Raw genomic sequence first — 16,529 nt, 5'->3', positions numbered from 1 at the left:
GTTTCATAACGGTACGTTCTATTTCTTTTTACCCAAATCTTCGGTTACTTCCACCAGCCACGGGCTTTTGTTGTTTACCGATTCCAGTTTTTTGCAGTGGGTGGCCAACACACAGCCCTGGTGCAGCATCATGCGGCTGTCTTCCAGCCAACCCATTTCGCCCAGGCCAAAACCCCCTTCTATTTTATGCAACTTGCCGTCCTTTACGTTGTACACCCACGCCTCGCCACCGTCGCCAAGAGGAGCGGTAAGGAGTACAAATCTTTTGTTGGGCGAGAGTTCTGCCGTTTCAAAAATGCCATCGGCGTTGTTGGGCGCGACAATGGTATGAAGCGTGCTGTCCTGCTTTTTTATCCATACTTCACCCTGATGCGATCCTGCCAATCCAACCGCTATTGCGTGGGTTGATGGATCGGTTTCCTTTTTTTCGGCGCAACCATAAACCAATACAATACCGTATAGTAGGCATATTGTCTTTTTAATGGTATTGTGGGTAAGGGCTTCCATTATGCTAATCCTTTCGTTTGTATTTGTCTTTTACAAATTCAAAGTACATATAACCAAAACGATCGTACCAGTCTTCCACTCCATATTTGGCTTCACATATATTGAGTTCCATCATGGCTTCGGCCAGGTCTTGTAAAAATTCGCCATATTTTTTATCATAGGCCTGTTCTAATTCTGTAACCGACTTTTCAATGTTCCTGCGTTGGGTCTGCCATGCCAGTCCGCCAACGCCACCTGGTGTAAAACCGGAAACATTATCGCCAAAGGAAATGGCTGCATTAGAAAAGTCTTTAGTGCATTTATAGATGGTGGCCAGTTTTTCAAATCGGTAGCGCATGTTGTTGAACTTTTTTCGGGCTTCCAGGAAGCAGCCGGCACATCCCGAATCTTGTTCCTCTGATATTTCGCCATTGTCGTCAAAATATAAGTCGGTACAAATGGAGGGAATGGTGGGGCTGCCAGCCGGTGGGGTTGAGTTGAAGCAGTCACCAAGCCCGTTTTTATAAACATCGATTAATTTTTTTGCATCTTCCCATGTTTTTCTAATGGTGGATATGGCTTTGTCCAAATTTTTTACGGCTTTATCTACAGCTTTTCGTTCGCTTTCCAGTATGGAAAGTTTGGTCATTAAGTTTTGATGTGTCCCCTCTATTCCCGTTTTGTATTGTTCAAATTCTTCCATAGTGAGGTATCCGCCTCCTCTTGAATTATCTGAAGGTGAACTTTGATTGGTTTGAGCATAGGCACCGAGCGGTATTGTCAGGATAATTATGAAAATGGTCATGGTGTTTTTTCCTTTTTTGCCCAAGAGTTTTCCGGCTAACACACCAATAACCAGCAAGGCCACACCTAAAAGAATATAAAGAATGGTGTTGCCTTGCTGGTTATTGCTGTTGTTTCTTTTGTCCGAACCTCGGGCTGTGGCATTAGCACCGGATTTCATTTCACTTTTCTCGATTTTCCTGAACACACTACCCAGATAGGTCTTTTGGGGTGGACTGGCCAATACGGTAATGTTATAGAGCGAGTTGTTGGGGTTATCTGTTTCTACCTTGATGCCAAAACTGCCCCAGGTGCGTATTTTAAAATCAACAACACCATCTTTGGCAGCAACGATTTTTTGTTTTTCCCGATTTTCACTCCAGTTGTTTTTGGCCAGGCTAACCTGCAACGGACTGCTATCTAAGCTGGTCACCAGGACATCGACAAACTCGTACATATCGTGCCCGGTAACATAGTGGTACAAGATGGAATCGGTAAGGCGGTTAAAGTACACAATACCCTTTTCACCCTCATGTCCTTTTCTGGTGTCTTCCTGCAGTTCCAGTTTAACGGGTTTGATCTTGTCGTCTAATGTAAAAGGCTGTGCATAGTTACCTGTAATAACCGCAAAGAGGAAACCTGACAGTAGTATGGTTTTTAACGGTTTCATGCCGGTTATTTTTTGTATGTGTTAATGAGGTAATTGGCAATTTTATAGGTGTTCTGCTTCCGCTCTTCTTTTTGGGAATCGGTCAGAGGGTTGCCGGTGTTCAAGTAATTGCAACTGATTTTTATGGGATTTGCATAGTCTGTATTTAACAATAACAGGAAGCCTTGGGCAGGATGTCTTGTAATATATGTGTCGCCGGATTCACTTACTTGAATATCTATCATTTCACTTTTTAGCCCTCTTTTAATTTCATCCCTTACGATATCTTTAGGCCATTTTTCCACGCTAACCCCATAATTGACGGTAATACCGCCGGGCCGGGTAACGTTGTATCTGCAATTCCCTCTATAATTACTTTGTTCTTCTACCTGGTTTTCTTCATAACTCAAGGCTTCGGCCAGTTGAGCAGTGGTTAATTTGCATTGGTCACCCGGCGAATAGAGTAGGGTATAATCTCCGTTCTGTTTCAGGTTGATCTCTTTTTCTTCGGTAGTCTTAGCGGCTTCTGTTTTTGCTTCTTCAGAAGTGGTTTTGTCATCTTTCTTTTCTGCATTGAGACAGGCCGTGAACAGTAACAGGATTAAAGTAATGGATGGTATGGTTGTTTTCATGTGCACTGTTTTATTCTTTTTTTCGCGTTAAGGTCACCACAGCACCCGACATATTATCGCGGATAACCAGCTTGGTTTCGGTATGTTCCAAAATGGTTTGGGTGGTGGTTATTTTAGTGGTGCTTACTTCGTCCTGTGCCTGAGCTTTTACCGTCATTATGTTGCCTCCTATTTCGTAGGTGCCTCCGCTATTCGTAAGCAGGTTGCAGTCGTTGTCGTAAAACAGAGTACGGTAGGTATTATCCGAATAGGTAATGTTGGACTTTTTACCGCAATCGTTCAGGTTTTCGTAGCCGGGTATGCCTTCCAGCGATTCGTAATACCAGGTCCCTTCAAGACTGTTGTTTTTTAAACTGTTTTCATCTTTATCCATTACTTTTTCTGGAATACCAAAAACGCTTTCTATAGCCTCGTCGGTCTTTTCTCCTGCTTTTTGTTCGGTCTTGCTTTCTACAGTTTTTTCCACACCGCGTTCGGCTGCTTCCCTGGCTTTTTTGCCCAGTTTTTTAAGAAACTGGGCTTCGGTCTGCTGTGCGGGTGCCAAAAAGGCGAATGCCAGTAAGAGGCCTGTTAAAAATGGATAAGGTTTCATTGTTTTTATTGTTTACGGTTGTCAACTGTTGATTGAGAACTGGGACTACCCACTGAGAAGACTACTCTTCCCCGGGAATTTTGTCAAAATTCATTTCCGAAGTTTCACCAGAAACCCCGCTTTTCCAGGTTGTGTTCATTTCAGTTTCGGTAATCGAATGGATGGTGTGTTCGTAGGGATAGTCGTCATCGAGCACTTTAAATTGTGTGTCGCTTACCCACTCTATATTGTTGGTCTCTGAAAATCCGGCTAAGCATTCGCCGCTGGTATCGTCGGTATAAAACCAAACTTCAGTAACGATGTCCCCATCAAATTCATAGTAGGTTGTTTTATAGCAATCGTCCATGACTTCGTTTTCGATGTATTGCACATACCATCTGCCTGTTTCGGTAACCAGTTCTTGTGCCGTGGGTTCGGGCTCGGGCGTTGGGCCGTCATCATCATTGCTGCATGAAAGGCTGTATATTGAAATTACAGAAAGAACAGATGTTATTTTAAGTGTTTTCATTATGGTTCTTTATATGATAATACTTGCAAGATGGTTTATTTTGTTATGGGGCCTTTGTAAAAAAGCGTCTTTTATTTATTGTGCCATAGGGTGTAAAAATGAAATCCCCGCACTTTTTATGTGAAAAATTAACAATCCACTTTTAAACTCAGGTTTGTAAGAAAGGAAATAAAAGCTTATTTAGTGTGTGGCTAGCGACAGGAAAGCATTTGTCCATACTGCTTGTTCGATAGAGGTCAGCTTGACAAAAGGATATTCATCGCGTTTAAATTCTGAAGGGGACATTCCTAAATACTCTTTAAAGCTCTTGGAATAATGAGGGCTATCATAAAAATTAAACAATGAAGCTACCGATTTACAATCACCGCTTTCTATCTCTTTGAAAGAAGAAAATATGAAATTGTACCGAATAATTTTTGCATATGTTGAAGGCTGAATACCTACAATTTCTTTAAATTTTTTTTGAAAGTAACGCTTACTCACATTCAGCTTAGCGATAATTTCTTCAACAGTTATTACACCCTTGTTCTTTAGTATAAGATTAATTGCAATATCAATGAAGTTGAAGCCTGGTTTTACTGTATTCAATTGTTCGATAAAAGTGGTGTCCAACAAGCGAATTTTATCTTCTATGGTGTGCCTTTTCAAAAGTTCCTCCGGGAAATTATCAAGCTGGTTGTAAAACAGATTTTTAGGGTTTATACCGGTATTTACAATTTGGGAAATATCTATTTGAAATAAATGGTACAAAGCAGTAGGTTTAAGACACACAACAAGTACATTTAAATGATCATCGGAAGAAAACATATAATAAGGAACCGTGGTCTGGGCATTTACATAAAATTCTTCTGTATGATAGACGTAATCGTCAATTTGCACTTTCATCCTTCCTTTTGTCTGAAATCCCATAAAACTACAACCTGTAGGGATGCTCAAATATTTAATCGCATCACTTTGAGATTTTTTCTTCCAGTTTAATTCAAAATAAAACAAGATAAAATCTCTTAACTTCGGGTGAGGTTGGAATTTTCTAAAGATCATTTCATCTGATTCGATTAATAAATTTAACCATAAAACATTATGTATGAAAATATTAACGGTATTTAATCTCCATTTTATAATGTCAATTAATCAGATTGCTTTGAATATGGTGCATTCAATACAGCATATTGTTGAGGCATGTTATCCAAAAACTATACAAGTAACCGATAGATTCCATGTGCAGAAACCGGCTATATAAGCCCTGCAAGAACTTCGTATGGAAGCTATGGAGCAGGAAAATCGACAGATCGGGCAAGCTTTAAGATGCTCTGATGACAGTGAAAGCAACCTGTAACCTACAACGTATAATAGCTTTTTATTTTTACTTAGTCCTAACTTTTAGGCTTGATCCAACTTGTATGCAACCAGTGCCACACTATAAACAAGTAAAAAGCCTCTCCGCAAAATCCCTGACTTTTGGGGAGTTAGTCAGGGTTTTTGCTGGTGCCGAAAGTGTTAAGCTCCCTTATGGTTGCATACGACCACAGTAGCGTTACCAGCCGAAACGAACATGTCACCATTAGAAGCGGGCACGTTTCTGGCCCAAACGATATCGTGGCTAATGGGGACGATACCGCGGGCCGTCCAAACGGATGCGCGACCATTAGAAACGAACACGTTCCCAGTCAAAACGATATCGTGGCTAACGGAAACCATACCGTGACCACCCCAAACGAATGTGTGCCCATTAGAAACAAACACGTTTCCAGTCAGAACGATACCATGGCTAACGGAAACCGTACCGTGACCGGCCGAGATGAATGTACGATTACTGGCAACGGACAGGTTTCCGGCCACCGTGATATCCTTTCGGCCAACAACAAAACCCCGGCGCATAGACAGGGTTTCCCGATGCCCCGGAACGATACCGCCCCGATAAGGGACGATGCCGTGCAGATCCATTTTTTGTTATGTACTCATCAACAAGATCCCCCACCATGGGCTTAGTATCGAACAACCAATTTTTTGAAATGATTTTATGGGCATTTTCTGAAGTAAAGCTCTCCAAAGTATAAGTCCATAAGACTAATGAATCTTTACATGAGATTGACTCATTTTTGGGAAAAGCGGCAGTATGTCCCAAAAACATCAATATAAGTGGCATAATTTTCATAACCAAAGTGGATATTTATAGTTATAATTTCTCGTCCAAGAAAAATTCAAAAAACCTAACTTATTAAACCATGGGTTTTTCATAAAGCCCACGATTTCACTTCTTGAAAATGAACTTCGAAGAGTCCCTGCACCAATAAAACTTTGATAACTATACGCTTGATATTCCATCATATCTCTCAAACTATTTATAAATGAGTATGTCGTACTGGAACAGCTAAACATTCTGTTGCTACCGCTGGTCAGCGCTCCTAGCTGGACATTAAAGTCATATCCCAACGTAGCCAGGGGTTAACATCAGCTTCCGCTTAAAAAGAAGCGCAACAAGGAAGTCAAAAATTCGAAAAAAGCTCTTTTCCCCTTGTCCTTCTTCTCCTTTTCACATTCTTCTTTTATGGCCTCATCCTTTTTTTCATTATTCATGACTTTCTTTTTTTAATATTCTAAAAATAAGAACAATAGTATTGTATAAAAAGGTGGGTAAGAGAATCCAGGAGATCAGGAGGCACCAAAACCTCTCTCAACAGGATTTGGCAGCTAAATGTAACTTTGAAAAATCTAATATGTCCAGGTTAGAAGCTGGGCGTGTTAATGCTACGTTATCTACACTTAATAAGGTTTCTGCTGCCTTAAAGGTGGATATTGTTAAGTTTTTTAATAAGAAAAAATAGCAAAATATAGACTTGTACAACAATTATCGATGTTGTGTATTGGCTCTTTATTCTTCACCTTTTATTTGATTTTTGAAAGCTCCTGATAGCTTTTCTGTCAGTTCAATAAACTCTTGATTGGTCTGCCCATTCTCGTCAATAACTCGTCTTATTTCATGATCTCTAACACCATATTGATTCATTTCATGAGCAGTACGATTCCTAAGTGTAATGAGAGTAAGTTTCCCAATCTCAAAATTTCCAAATTTGTCGAGTGGGTAAGGCTACAGGGATTATTGCTGAATGAGCAGTTTTAATTTTCAATTTATATTTAGAATAGATTGTGTCAGATTTTATTTTTTGTTTGATTAATTCAATACGTCTAGTTTTGGATTTCGCTTTTTCATATTCGGATTTCCAAAGTTTATTTTCCGTTTGAAGTTTACAATCAGAAAATTTTACTTCTTGTGAATAACTAATTACAAAAATTAAAATTGACATTATGCATAAGATTTTTCTTATATGTGATAACGGGAGCCACTGTAGCAGTTCGTTATTTTTATTCTACTTCAGATATTTTATATCCGTATTCATTCAACAATTCGTTGAAATCGTCAATGTATATTTATGTCTTTAAAAACTCCAGGATGCTCTTCAAGTGTGATGTTCAACCTTTTTATTCCGTCATTTTCCGTTATGTCAATTTCAATTCGACCTTGTTCGGTATCAATTACTTTATTTATCATTTTGTTTAATTTTTAGTTTTGTCAATATTTTTTTGTGCTTGGAAGATTCTTAAATCTTATTCCTTAGTATTGTGCTTATGTAATTCCCTTTGTTTCGACTTATACACGCAGTAACTAAGGTGTGTGGTGCTATGGGAGAACTTATTTTAGGGCTATCGGTTAAAATGGGCAATTGAAAATAGGCACTTTTTTCATTTTCAATATCCAATTCCCATTTTCCTCCAATATTTTTTCTGAAAGTCTCTCCCACATATACGGCAAGCATATTTAGAACAGGTTTATTTACTTGCTTTAATAACTCTTCTTTAGTATCGTAATTTTTTAATATCCATTGTTCAACAGTATCCAGTGACGCTGGTGAAAAATCCAGCTCTACATTTTCTTCCTTTTTGAAAATATTTTTGAATTCATCAAGAGTATCATCCATAACAAAAAGCCACTCTTGGAAATTTTCCTTTTTTTCTTCCTTCTCTTTCGTAGTCATAGGTTGAAATTAATAAATTATTTTTGAATAACGTTTATCCCTGAATTTTTTAGCTCATCTAATAATGGTTGACTTGCACGTCCTTCAATTACCCAGTCAATCTCCCAGCCATCTTGGACCAATTGTTTATCTCTCGCTATTTCTGACATTATATCTTCGGTTCGTGAAAAATATTCGCCGGATTTAACTTCTACCCCTCTCCGGTCTGCAACATCTGCTATATCCAATCTTCTGGCCTGACCGTTAACATCAACTGTGACCTCTCTTTCTCCCCATCCTAATGACTCGTGATAATTGTCTACTGCCTGGTTAGCCTTTCTTGCTCTTTCCATATTGTTATCGTAAGTCTTACTCCATCTATCATAATCCCATTCTCCACCTCTTTCTTGGTATTCTTCCCATCGCTGAGCCTTATGTGCAGGACTGCCAGGCGACATATCCTCAATTTTATTAACCACCGGTCCCAATTCCTCCGGGATAGGTGGCAAACTATTCTCCAAAGCCCTCGCTCCATCGGCTACATCATCTGCATTCTCCAAAGCCCTGGCACCATCTGCCAGATTATCCATCGCATTAACAGCTCTTGCCGCATCCACTCCTTTATCCGCAGCTTTTACAGCAGTTACCGCAGTACCCGTCCCGGCCGTTGCCACCGTTGTTCCTACCTCAAATAATACTTGCCCGGTAAGATCTCCCCATTCCCTGGCATCCATATTGGCCATTTTCTCCTGTAAGGCATCGAATGCCTCTGCATTTTCTACCTGGGCAGCCATAAAATCATCCCGGTCTAAAATAGCATTTACTGTGGAATTCCGATAGACCCATGTCCCTGCTGACTTAGCTGCGCCACCTAATGCCTGAAAGGTTTCCTTATCTTGTTGTAGTTGTTCCTTATAGCCTTCCGGGTTTAGCAACATATAGGGCACACTATGTTTTCCGGACCAAACAGCCAAATCATACACCCCCGTGACTGTTCCTTTTGCTCCTTTCCACAAGCCTTCTCCTACCCCTGCCCCGAAATCCAATGTCTTGTCCCAGAAACTCCTTTCTTCTTCTTCCGGTTCCGGTACGGCTGCCATTGCTGTCTGTAAGGAAAAATATATTTTGATTGTCCCGCCCAGCGCACAAGGAAGCTCACTATCTTCTAACAACAGGCTGTTCCCGTCCAAAGTAATGCCATCGGTAACATTTTCCCAACTGGTGACCTGGGCTGCGCAGGGTTTACCCTGGTTACAGGCACAGGCTCCGAAAGGTTCGAAATTAGCCACAAATATCTTGTCTGCTTCCGTAGCCATGTGTTCTCCGTACACGGTGGTTTCCGCATAGTAGATGATTTTAAACTCGGAAGGTTTGCTTCCTTTATCACACACCAAATAGACGCCTTCCGGCACGTACTTCTTCCCGCTCATAACTCTTTTTTTAAGGGGGTTATACGTGCGATCTGTTCAAAGGTGAACAATCCCTTTATCCGGACCCTAAAAAGCTGCCCGGCGTAGTCTATCCAGTCATAATGGTCCAGGTCATAGGTTTCCAGGTAATCCACATCTACATCTACTTTAAGAGTGATTCTATCGGCCAGTTTGCGGAACATCTTTTGTACACTTTTCTGGTCAAAACGATCTGTATCCAGAGTGCCTTTTCTCAGCAGGTGGGCATTGTTAGCAATAAGTTCTTTCCGCCTTTTTAATGTTGTTGTCAATCGTAGTGGCAGGTCAACAGTTTCAAAGAAACCTTCAAATACCTTATGCTGCGCTGTTTCCTGGACTATTTCAGTATGTTCTTCGTATAAAGGAGGAAATAATAACGTGCCTACTTCGGATTCTTTGAAAACGGAAATAAACCGCTCAGGGTTTTGTAACAGGGCATCCGTTTGTTCCATAATGTCCTCTATGGCAGAAAACCGTTTGTGTTTTTGATAAAACCTGTTCCTGTTAGCCCTCCATATATCTTCTATCTCCCAAAGGTTAAAGATGTGAGTAACTTCTCCCTGGTTGTTAGTTCGCAATTCCAGTTTTTGTTGCAGCCAGGACAGGTCATATTCCAATGCCCATAGCCCTTCTTTGTTGCTTTGTTTCCGTTCCGGGATATGCAACCTATACACAAAGCCTTCTTCATCCCGGCTTAACAGCTTTTTTTCTGCAATGATCTTCACTACATTCTCCTGTGGCATACTACCCATAGCTGCACGCTGCCGGATGTCTATCTGGTAGGTAGCTTTGCTTAGTACAGTTTTGGGCGTTATTTTTTCAATAGCCTGCATCGGTAGGTTATGCTTTGTTGATTTCTACTTCGCCGCCGGATATTTTGCTTTTCGTGCTTCCGTGTATGGCCATTTCGTTACTGGCTTTTATATTGATAATGTCGTCACTGTCAATCGTGGCCAGTGTTTTGGCTTTGAGTGTAACATCGGCCTCGGTACTTTCCAGGCTGACCTTTTGCTTGGCATTAAATTCAATGGTTTCTTCTTCGGCCTGCACCTTAAAGTGTTTTTTCGCCAGGAAATTAATGGTTCCCTCCCCGGCGCCTTCCATTTGCGGTTTGGCTATGATATTAAAACTGTTTCCGGCCAGAACGTTTATATCTGTTGAAATGAGATTTAACGTATTAGGTGCCTTTATCGTCACCTCTCCATTACCGTGCATAATAATGGTATTTCCACTGGGGTCGGCTACAGTAACACTCCCATCCTTATCATTCATAATCATCCGGTTACCACTTACGGTTTGTATAGCTTTCAGGTAGTTCATCGGATCATGGTAGCCGCTCTTGGCCTGGTTGTGATGTATGCTTCCGGTGATGTAGGGCACCTCGGCATTGCCGCTTTGGAAATCCACCATGACACTCTCGCCTTTCTCCGGGATAAAGTGGAAACCTTTACCATTACCCCCATTAGGAGAGGCTAAAGGTATCCAATCCGTGGTCTGGGCATTTTCCTTTTGCCAGGCCATCTGTACTTTGACCCGCCCTAAACCTTTGGGATCATTGTTGTCCATCACTATGCCAGGCTGGCTTTCACATTTGGGATATTCTCCCGGATTGGAAAACGGGGATACCTGTACGGATACAGGAACAGCCCTGAAGTCGTTATTATAATCCCCGGTATCTGTACATTGGTGGGTGACGGTTATCACCTTAAACACGCCCTGGGAGCTTCCGTCCTCGTCTAATATTCTAATGATAATGCCAGGGCGTAATGCCGGATTTTCACTGCTGCCATTAACATAGATCATATTGGCCACCTTTTTCTGGAAATTGAGCTGGGCGAAATCATCCATGTCCGCTTTGCCTGTACCTTCATTCACCAGTTGGTTGTGCTGTACTATGGTCTCTTTGGAAAATATCCTGCCGGAAGACTTGACCAACTCGGCGGCGATACCATTTACCCTGTTCTCGTATTCTGTAGTTTTACTCTGATGGGACTCCCCTTCCGACAGATCATTGCCATGATATTTAAAACGGGTCGGTTGCAGGCTCATTTCAAAATCATAATGGGTCAGGTTGTACCCGTAATGCAGAGGTATTTCCTCTCCTGTATTTTCCTGGCCTATGATAAGTTCTGTTCCATTATAGTAGAACCACTCTCCCTGCCGGGAACACATCCGTCTTAAAAAATTATAATCGCTTTCGTTGTATTGGGTGATATAGGGATAGGGCGTGTTTTTTAAAGGGTTGGATACTATTTTAAGCAATTGGGTATCATATTCCCTGGTGGAGTTATGTACGATATCCGAAAGTGTTTTTTTCAGAAAAGAAGCAGATTCCGGGCCATTGTCCATCAATATCGTGGGACTGTAGGCCCTGAATTGCAGCCGTTTTCCACTGCTGTCATTGATATTCAGGGCCTTGACACGGGTCACTACGCCTTTGAAATACCCTGTATGTGTGGAAAACATACGGTCTATACCCTGCATGGTCACCAAAATGGTTTCCCCTATAAGTTGGTGGTAATTACTTTTAAGCCCCGGGTCCTGGAGATATATTTCTTCTTCCCGGCATTCTATGGTAAGTTCATGGTGACCGTCTATCCGCTGGTTCAGTTCAAAATCGATAAAGGTGCTTATACGAAGCCCTCCTATCTTTACGCTAACATCTGTTTGCAGTGCCATAACTATTACATTTTTCGTTTCCCTGTCTTTTCGCAATTAAAATTCAGAACCTTTTTCCCATTCCAGGGCGTGTATTATAATCCACTTGTTTTGGCTCTCTTTGTACCAGGCCATAATGTTGATTTCCTGATCTTTTTCCCAAACGGTTTCCTTGATAGAAATAGATTCGCTTCGTCGTTCTTCTAAGGTAAAATAATTGTTCAATTCTATTCTGGACTCCGGAAGGGCATCATCCAGTATAAAAGTTTCCACGTGCAGAGGCTGTCCATATTCTTCCATCGCCTCCTCCAAATTTCTTTTTTTTAGTTTTTCTATCGTAACCGGAAGGCTTTTCATTTCTTTTTCCTGTTTTTGTGTGTCCGCTTTATGTGCGTTTTTTTTTGAGGCCAGGTTATTACAGGCCAATAGCAAACTACATGTTATAAGGACAAATACATTTTTCATATTATTGTACTTTAAATATGCTGAAAGAAGTCTCAGGTATCATAGCATTCAGTTCCTGTATGAGATAATCCAAATGCCTTTCTCTAAGTTCATTTCCTACATTCATAATACTGGACCTGTCCATTTGGAATGTGCTGCTGCGTCCATATTCATCTCCATGTGTAGTCGCATAAACAGAATTTCCCGCTGCATGTCCAAATTCGTGGGCCACAGGATACTGAAAATAACTGTTCCCGTTTTTGACCCGCCCTACAAGCACCAGGTCTTCCGTATCCAGCTGTATTTGTCTGGCGTTCCACTTTACCTTGCTGGTATTAAAATCCCCAGGGGAAATCTTTCGCACCACAACCTCCCAATGCGGATTGGACAATACCCATTTGATGTCGAAATTCACGGTAAAATCTCTGTAAGAAGATTGCTTGGCAAAATCGGAGTTCCCTTCTATCCTAATTATAAAATGCCCGCTCCATTGGTTCCATATCAAGGCATCAGCTTTACGATGAAATTCCCTTTTTTCATCATAGGTCCAATTACTCACCGGAATAACAAATTGCCAGTTGTATTTCCATCGTTGTTGTACCAAAATGGTATGCCTATAGGCTTCTATAGTGATATCCATCCGGTCGGTCTTTTTGGTATATTCCATTTTGGAAAACAATAATTAAGCTAATCTATACTGTAGCGGGCCATCGCTTTTTATAGGGGGTATTCCCTATAATGATTTCCTGGGCGGAAATGACAATTTCCGTGCACATAGGATCATCACCTATAGCCCTGAATTTCTCTTTGTACCGGATGCAATAGCCCTTTTTAAAACTTGTGGATTTCATCCGGGCCATCCCATCACGCTTATAAAAGATGAGTTTACCGTCTTTCACCTGGGTAGAGCTAACCACCCAATCCGCAAAATGGTCTTTCATATCTGTTTCTACCACAAGGCGTATTTCACCTCCCTTGGCATTGGTGGAGGGTTTACCATTATGGTCTGTCCCTTTTTCTACTAATATGTCATACTCCAAAATATTGTAGGACATGTCGTCAATCTCAAATTTAGCAAGGAAGCTCATACCGTTATGTGCATTATATTATTTCTATAGATTACTAAAATATATCTTTCCTTTCGTACTACACCTCACTGGAAACCAGTATTTTTTGATTATTACACTCTTCTTATTCCAATGTTAACCTCCCCGATAATAGCTTAAGTTCCTCACGAAGCCCTTCGAAAAAAGAACGATAATTTTGTATAAGCCTGGGAGCATAAACCCCGTACTTTTTGCAGTGATACGGAAAAAATTTAAACATCATCGGTTTAGCCTCAACAGGCACTGCCTGGTATAGTGTTCGTTTTACCAACCGGTCATCATCCAGCAATTGGTTTAAGGATTCAAAATAGGTTACGGAAGGTTCTACTTTCTTCCTGGTAAACTACTTTATTTTAGTACCCAATGCAGACAATTCTTCTTTTATCAATTTGTACTCCCACTCGTAAACCGCTCTTTTCCCTATTTTTATATCTGCCATTACCGAGGTAAATATATACTTCTCCTTAACCAACTTGAAGTAATTGAGTTCGGGAAAACAAAGTATGCGACGCAAGCCTTGTGCCCTGTCTTCGGAAATGAAATCCCTCCCCTGCATTTCCAGGTATTTATCCGGGATTACCTTTCTCCTTTTCCAGATACCTTTTAATCGCAGGAAAGATGCTGTATCTCCATAATTTTCTTCCGCCTTTCGCAGATTTTCTTTTGTGAATTTTGCCAATAAAAACTAAATTTAAATTGTATATCTCCTTTTCTTCATTCAATACACAAAAAACAATTTCTTCCGTATGCACTCATGCGGAAAAATCAGGATTGGCTTGGGAGGGTAGGGTAAATAAGGGGGAGTTACCCCCCCTTATAATTTATTTGATTTGATCGTTTATTACAATAAATCAGGAATGGGAGTTATACCCATTCGTTAATATGCTCTCCGCCACCGCTGGAAAGCATACGGCAGGAAATGGTGAAAGTTTCTGTTAAAGGATTGTCTCCCCTGTGGTCAAAGTTTTCTTTGTACTTCACCAGGTAACCTTCGGTGAAGTTCACTTCACGAAGTTTAGCATCGGTATCACGCTTAATATACGTGATCACCCCGTTTTTACGTTCGAAGTTATTGGTCATCCACTCAAAAAAGAAAGAGTCTCCGGTGGATTCTACTGTAAGGTAAATTCGTCCTCCACGAGTAACCGAAGAGGGACGTCCTGTGGCATCTACTTCTTGTGCCAGGTCATAATTAGCGCTCAGAATATTCACTTTCTTGCCGCCAACAGATAATGTTGCTTTAAATGACATAATACGTAAAATTTAAAAATTAAGGTTAACAAATAAAAAATACCAAATCAAATATTGAGTTATATACAGGTCACAAGATATTACATTTGAGAGTTTTAAGCAAAAAAAATTCATTAAGAAAGTGTTATTTCTCTTTTTTACAATGAAGTATTCATCTCGGAAAGGTAGTAGAAGAGCTCAGTTTACAGTAAAAAAGAATTGTCTTTTTACAAACAGTTGTTGAATTTACTTTATTTACCAGACGAATTATTTTTTATTCATAAAAGGGTGTAATTTCTCGGCATGCATATATTCATGAACGCCTTCTAAAGCAGATATGTCCCTTTAGAATGCATAAACCCTTGATTTTTAATCATAAAAAAAGCCCAAACAATATTTTCATATCATTTGGACTTGTAAGCAGGTGGTCCCATATGTTTTATTCGTTTATACACTTATATACAGTAACTTACACTAATATAGCGTATTTGTACTTTCTATTTTCCAAGTCGAAAAGTAATATATAGCTATGTAGATGTATAAAGGTTTGAGCATCGATTGAAATATATTGTATAACCTTCCCAAGTAGGTATGTTGTAAGTCATAGTTTGGGGAAGGCTACAGTTGTCGGTAATTTTGAAAAAAACTTGAGTAACAATTTCGGTTAATGCTCGTCTATAATGATATATGACCTAAAATTTATTTGGAACTATGACGCGGTTAATTCTACTTCTACCATTATTATTTTCGCCTCTTTTGCACGGACAATCTAAGGAAATACAGAATTTAGATTCGTTAATGAAATCAGCAAACGAAATTGGAATTTTTAATGGAAATATAATTGTTTCTGAAAATGGAAAAATTATTTATCATAATGAACTTGGATATACAGATTATACAAAAAGTAAAAAATTAAATCGAGAATCCACGATGCCAATTGGCTCAATAACTAAAGAATTTAATAGCACAGGAATTTTACTTTTAGTAGAAAACGGAGAATTAAAATCAGAAGATAAAGTTTCAGACTATTTAACGTATTTGCCAAATTGGGCTGAAAAAATCCAAATCAAACATTTACTTCAATACACAAGCGGTTTACCAAGAATATTCAAAAACACAGATTCTGAGTACCTCGCTGAATTGAATAATGTGGAAAAATTAGAGTTTGAACCCGGGTCTGGTTACATTTATAGTAATGCAAATGTTTTTCTTCAACAAGAAATTATTAAAAAAATCACTAACCTTTCTTACGAAGATTTTTTAAAAAATAAGTTATTTAAAAAGCTAAAAATAAAAGGTGGTGAAATCCCAAAGGATTCCGTGCTATCTGCAAATATGGCCGGGTCATTCGACAACGATTACAAGGAAACAACTTTTATTCACGGTGGCGGAGAAATGTATTTTTCAATTGGCGATTTGTATAACTGGGTTAGTGGTTTGCACAGCAAAAAAATTATAAAAAACAGTTCACTAAAATTCCTCGCTAAAAGTTTCGACAAGAATTCCCAATCAAGTTTAGGTAATGTAATTTTTGAAAACAATAAAATTATAAAACATTCTCATCAAGGTTCAGGTAATAATTATGAATCCTTTATTTACCACGAGTCAACGAATAACAGAACTATTGTGATGATGACAAATAGTCAAAATTTTAAACTGGGTGCACTTTCAGAAGCAATAATAAACATTTTAAACAACCAAACTTTTGAAGTTCCTAAAAAATCAATTTACCTTGATATTAGAGGAAAATTATTAGATAATTTTCAGGACGGAATTTCATTTTATCAGCACATTAAGTCAAATCAAAAAGAAAAATATGATTTTTCAGACGAAGTTTCAGATTTGATTTATACCGGAAGATATTTAATGCGAAGAGATAGATTCGAAGACGCAATCAAAATTTTTGAGTTAAGCACAACAATTGATTTAAAAAACGTCATTGGAATTTCATATGCCTATTTATTTATTGGTGAATGTTAT

The 16,529-nt window shown here is 39.5% G+C and carries 20 protein-coding genes; 3 read left to right on the top strand and 17 right to left on the bottom strand.

The annotated features are described in order from the left end of the window. Nucleotides 1–18 precede the first annotated feature (18 nt). The 6 genes from ACVBDY_RS18515 to ACVBDY_RS18490 all read right to left on the bottom strand — a co-directional run bounded on the left by ACVBDY_RS18515 (nucleotide 19) and on the right by ACVBDY_RS18490 (nucleotide 4,691). On the bottom strand, nucleotides 19–507 hold the full coding sequence (locus ACVBDY_RS18515; RefSeq protein ID WP_447176950.1) for a hypothetical protein: 489 nt from the start codon (nucleotides 505–507) through the stop codon (nucleotides 19–21). Between the two features lie 4 nt (nucleotides 508–511). After that, a complete protein-coding gene (locus tag ACVBDY_RS18510; protein WP_447176949.1) occupies nucleotides 512–1,939 on the bottom strand; it encodes a hypothetical protein in 1,428 nt (475 codons plus the stop codon). A gap of 5 nt (nucleotides 1,940–1,944) precedes the next feature. Then, nucleotides 1,945–2,550, bottom strand: coding sequence for a hypothetical protein (locus ACVBDY_RS18505; RefSeq protein ID WP_447176948.1), 606 nt, complete (start codon nucleotides 2,548–2,550; stop codon nucleotides 1,945–1,947). Between the two features lie 10 nt (nucleotides 2,551–2,560). Next, entirely contained in the window at nucleotides 2,561–3,142 is a 582-nt protein-coding gene (locus ACVBDY_RS18500) for a lipocalin-like domain-containing protein (protein ID WP_447176947.1), read from the bottom strand. Nucleotides 3,143–3,203: 61 nt separating this feature from the next. Further along, complete coding sequence (locus tag ACVBDY_RS18495; protein WP_447176946.1) at nucleotides 3,204–3,650, bottom strand: hypothetical protein; 447 nt, start codon at nucleotides 3,648–3,650, stop codon at nucleotides 3,204–3,206. A gap of 180 nt (nucleotides 3,651–3,830) precedes the next feature. After that, complete coding sequence (locus tag ACVBDY_RS18490) at nucleotides 3,831–4,691, bottom strand: helix-turn-helix domain-containing protein (RefSeq protein ID WP_447176945.1); 861 nt, start codon at nucleotides 4,689–4,691, stop codon at nucleotides 3,831–3,833. A 468-nt stretch (nucleotides 4,692–5,159) separates the two neighbouring features. Here ACVBDY_RS18490 and ACVBDY_RS18485 point away from each other — a divergent pair, with 468 nt between their 5' ends. After that, the gene (locus ACVBDY_RS18485; protein ID WP_447176944.1) at nucleotides 5,160–5,639 is read left to right on the top strand and encodes a hypothetical protein; all 480 of its coding nucleotides are present in this window, start codon (nucleotides 5,160–5,162) and stop codon (nucleotides 5,637–5,639) included. A gap of 462 nt (nucleotides 5,640–6,101) precedes the next feature. Here the strand turns inward: ACVBDY_RS18485 and ACVBDY_RS18480 are convergent, their stop codons facing one another. Next, nucleotides 6,102–6,227 carry a hypothetical protein gene (locus tag ACVBDY_RS18480; RefSeq protein ID WP_447176943.1) on the bottom strand — a complete coding sequence of 42 codons (126 nt, stop codon included), beginning with the start codon at nucleotides 6,225–6,227 and terminating at the stop codon, nucleotides 6,102–6,104. Between the two features lie 53 nt (nucleotides 6,228–6,280). Between ACVBDY_RS18480 and relB the strand changes: the two genes are divergently transcribed. Beyond that, complete coding sequence (gene relB, locus ACVBDY_RS18475) at nucleotides 6,281–6,475, top strand: type II toxin-antitoxin system RelB family anti-toxin (RefSeq protein ID WP_447176942.1); 195 nt, start codon at nucleotides 6,281–6,283, stop codon at nucleotides 6,473–6,475. Nucleotides 6,476–7,068: 593 nt separating this feature from the next. On the opposite strand, the gene ACVBDY_RS18470 is transcribed toward relB, so the two are convergent. The 10 genes from ACVBDY_RS18470 to tssD (ACVBDY_RS18425) all read right to left on the bottom strand — a co-directional run bounded on the left by ACVBDY_RS18470 (nucleotide 7,069) and on the right by tssD (ACVBDY_RS18425) (nucleotide 14,570). Further along, complete coding sequence (locus ACVBDY_RS18470) at nucleotides 7,069–7,200, bottom strand: hypothetical protein (protein WP_447176941.1); 132 nt, start codon at nucleotides 7,198–7,200, stop codon at nucleotides 7,069–7,071. A 49-nt stretch (nucleotides 7,201–7,249) separates the two neighbouring features. Then, entirely contained in the window at nucleotides 7,250–7,684 is a 435-nt protein-coding gene (locus tag ACVBDY_RS18465; protein WP_447176940.1) for a hypothetical protein, read from the bottom strand. Between the two features lie 17 nt (nucleotides 7,685–7,701). Continuing rightward, nucleotides 7,702–9,093 carry a DUF4280 domain-containing protein gene (locus ACVBDY_RS18460; protein WP_447176939.1) on the bottom strand — a complete coding sequence of 464 codons (1,392 nt, stop codon included), beginning with the start codon at nucleotides 9,091–9,093 and terminating at the stop codon, nucleotides 7,702–7,704. Beyond that, nucleotides 9,090–9,944: a hypothetical protein gene (locus ACVBDY_RS18455; protein ID WP_447176938.1), complete on the bottom strand. Its 855-nt coding sequence runs from the start codon at nucleotides 9,942–9,944 to the stop codon at nucleotides 9,090–9,092. The genes ACVBDY_RS18460 and ACVBDY_RS18455 overlap by 4 nt, the downstream gene beginning before the upstream one ends. A 7-nt stretch (nucleotides 9,945–9,951) precedes the next feature. Further along, the gene (locus ACVBDY_RS18450) at nucleotides 9,952–11,790 is read right to left on the bottom strand and encodes a type VI secretion system Vgr family protein (protein WP_447176937.1); all 1,839 of its coding nucleotides are present in this window, start codon (nucleotides 11,788–11,790) and stop codon (nucleotides 9,952–9,954) included. 36 nt (nucleotides 11,791–11,826) lie between these two features. Next, the gene (locus tag ACVBDY_RS18445) at nucleotides 11,827–12,234 is read right to left on the bottom strand and encodes a hypothetical protein (protein WP_447176936.1); all 408 of its coding nucleotides are present in this window, start codon (nucleotides 12,232–12,234) and stop codon (nucleotides 11,827–11,829) included. 1 nt (nucleotide 12,235) lies between these two features. Next, nucleotides 12,236–12,880, bottom strand: a complete 645-nt coding sequence (locus tag ACVBDY_RS18440) for a hypothetical protein (RefSeq protein WP_447176935.1) — start codon at nucleotides 12,878–12,880, stop codon at nucleotides 12,236–12,238. Nucleotides 12,881–12,905: 25 nt separating this feature from the next. Then, complete coding sequence (gene tssD / locus ACVBDY_RS18435) at nucleotides 12,906–13,301, bottom strand: type VI secretion system tube protein TssD (RefSeq protein ID WP_447176934.1); 396 nt, start codon at nucleotides 13,299–13,301, stop codon at nucleotides 12,906–12,908. A 361-nt stretch (nucleotides 13,302–13,662) separates the two neighbouring features. Continuing rightward, nucleotides 13,663–13,998, bottom strand: a complete 336-nt coding sequence (locus ACVBDY_RS18430) for a hypothetical protein (protein ID WP_447176933.1) — start codon at nucleotides 13,996–13,998, stop codon at nucleotides 13,663–13,665. 185 nt (nucleotides 13,999–14,183) lie between these two features. Then, on the bottom strand, nucleotides 14,184–14,570 hold the full coding sequence (gene tssD, locus ACVBDY_RS18425; RefSeq protein WP_123216913.1) for a type VI secretion system tube protein TssD: 387 nt from the start codon (nucleotides 14,568–14,570) through the stop codon (nucleotides 14,184–14,186). Between the two features lie 777 nt (nucleotides 14,571–15,347). On the opposite strand from tssD (ACVBDY_RS18425), the gene ACVBDY_RS18420 reads away from it, so the two are divergent. Continuing rightward, the coding region (locus ACVBDY_RS18420) for a serine hydrolase domain-containing protein (RefSeq protein ID WP_447176932.1) at nucleotides 15,348–16,529 on the top strand (1,182 nt) is incomplete at its 3' end.

Source organism: Sinomicrobium halophytocola, assembly GCF_052983395.1.
The sequence above is the reverse complement of the archived record's forward strand: the minus strand, read 5'-3'. Positions and strand labels throughout refer to the sequence as shown.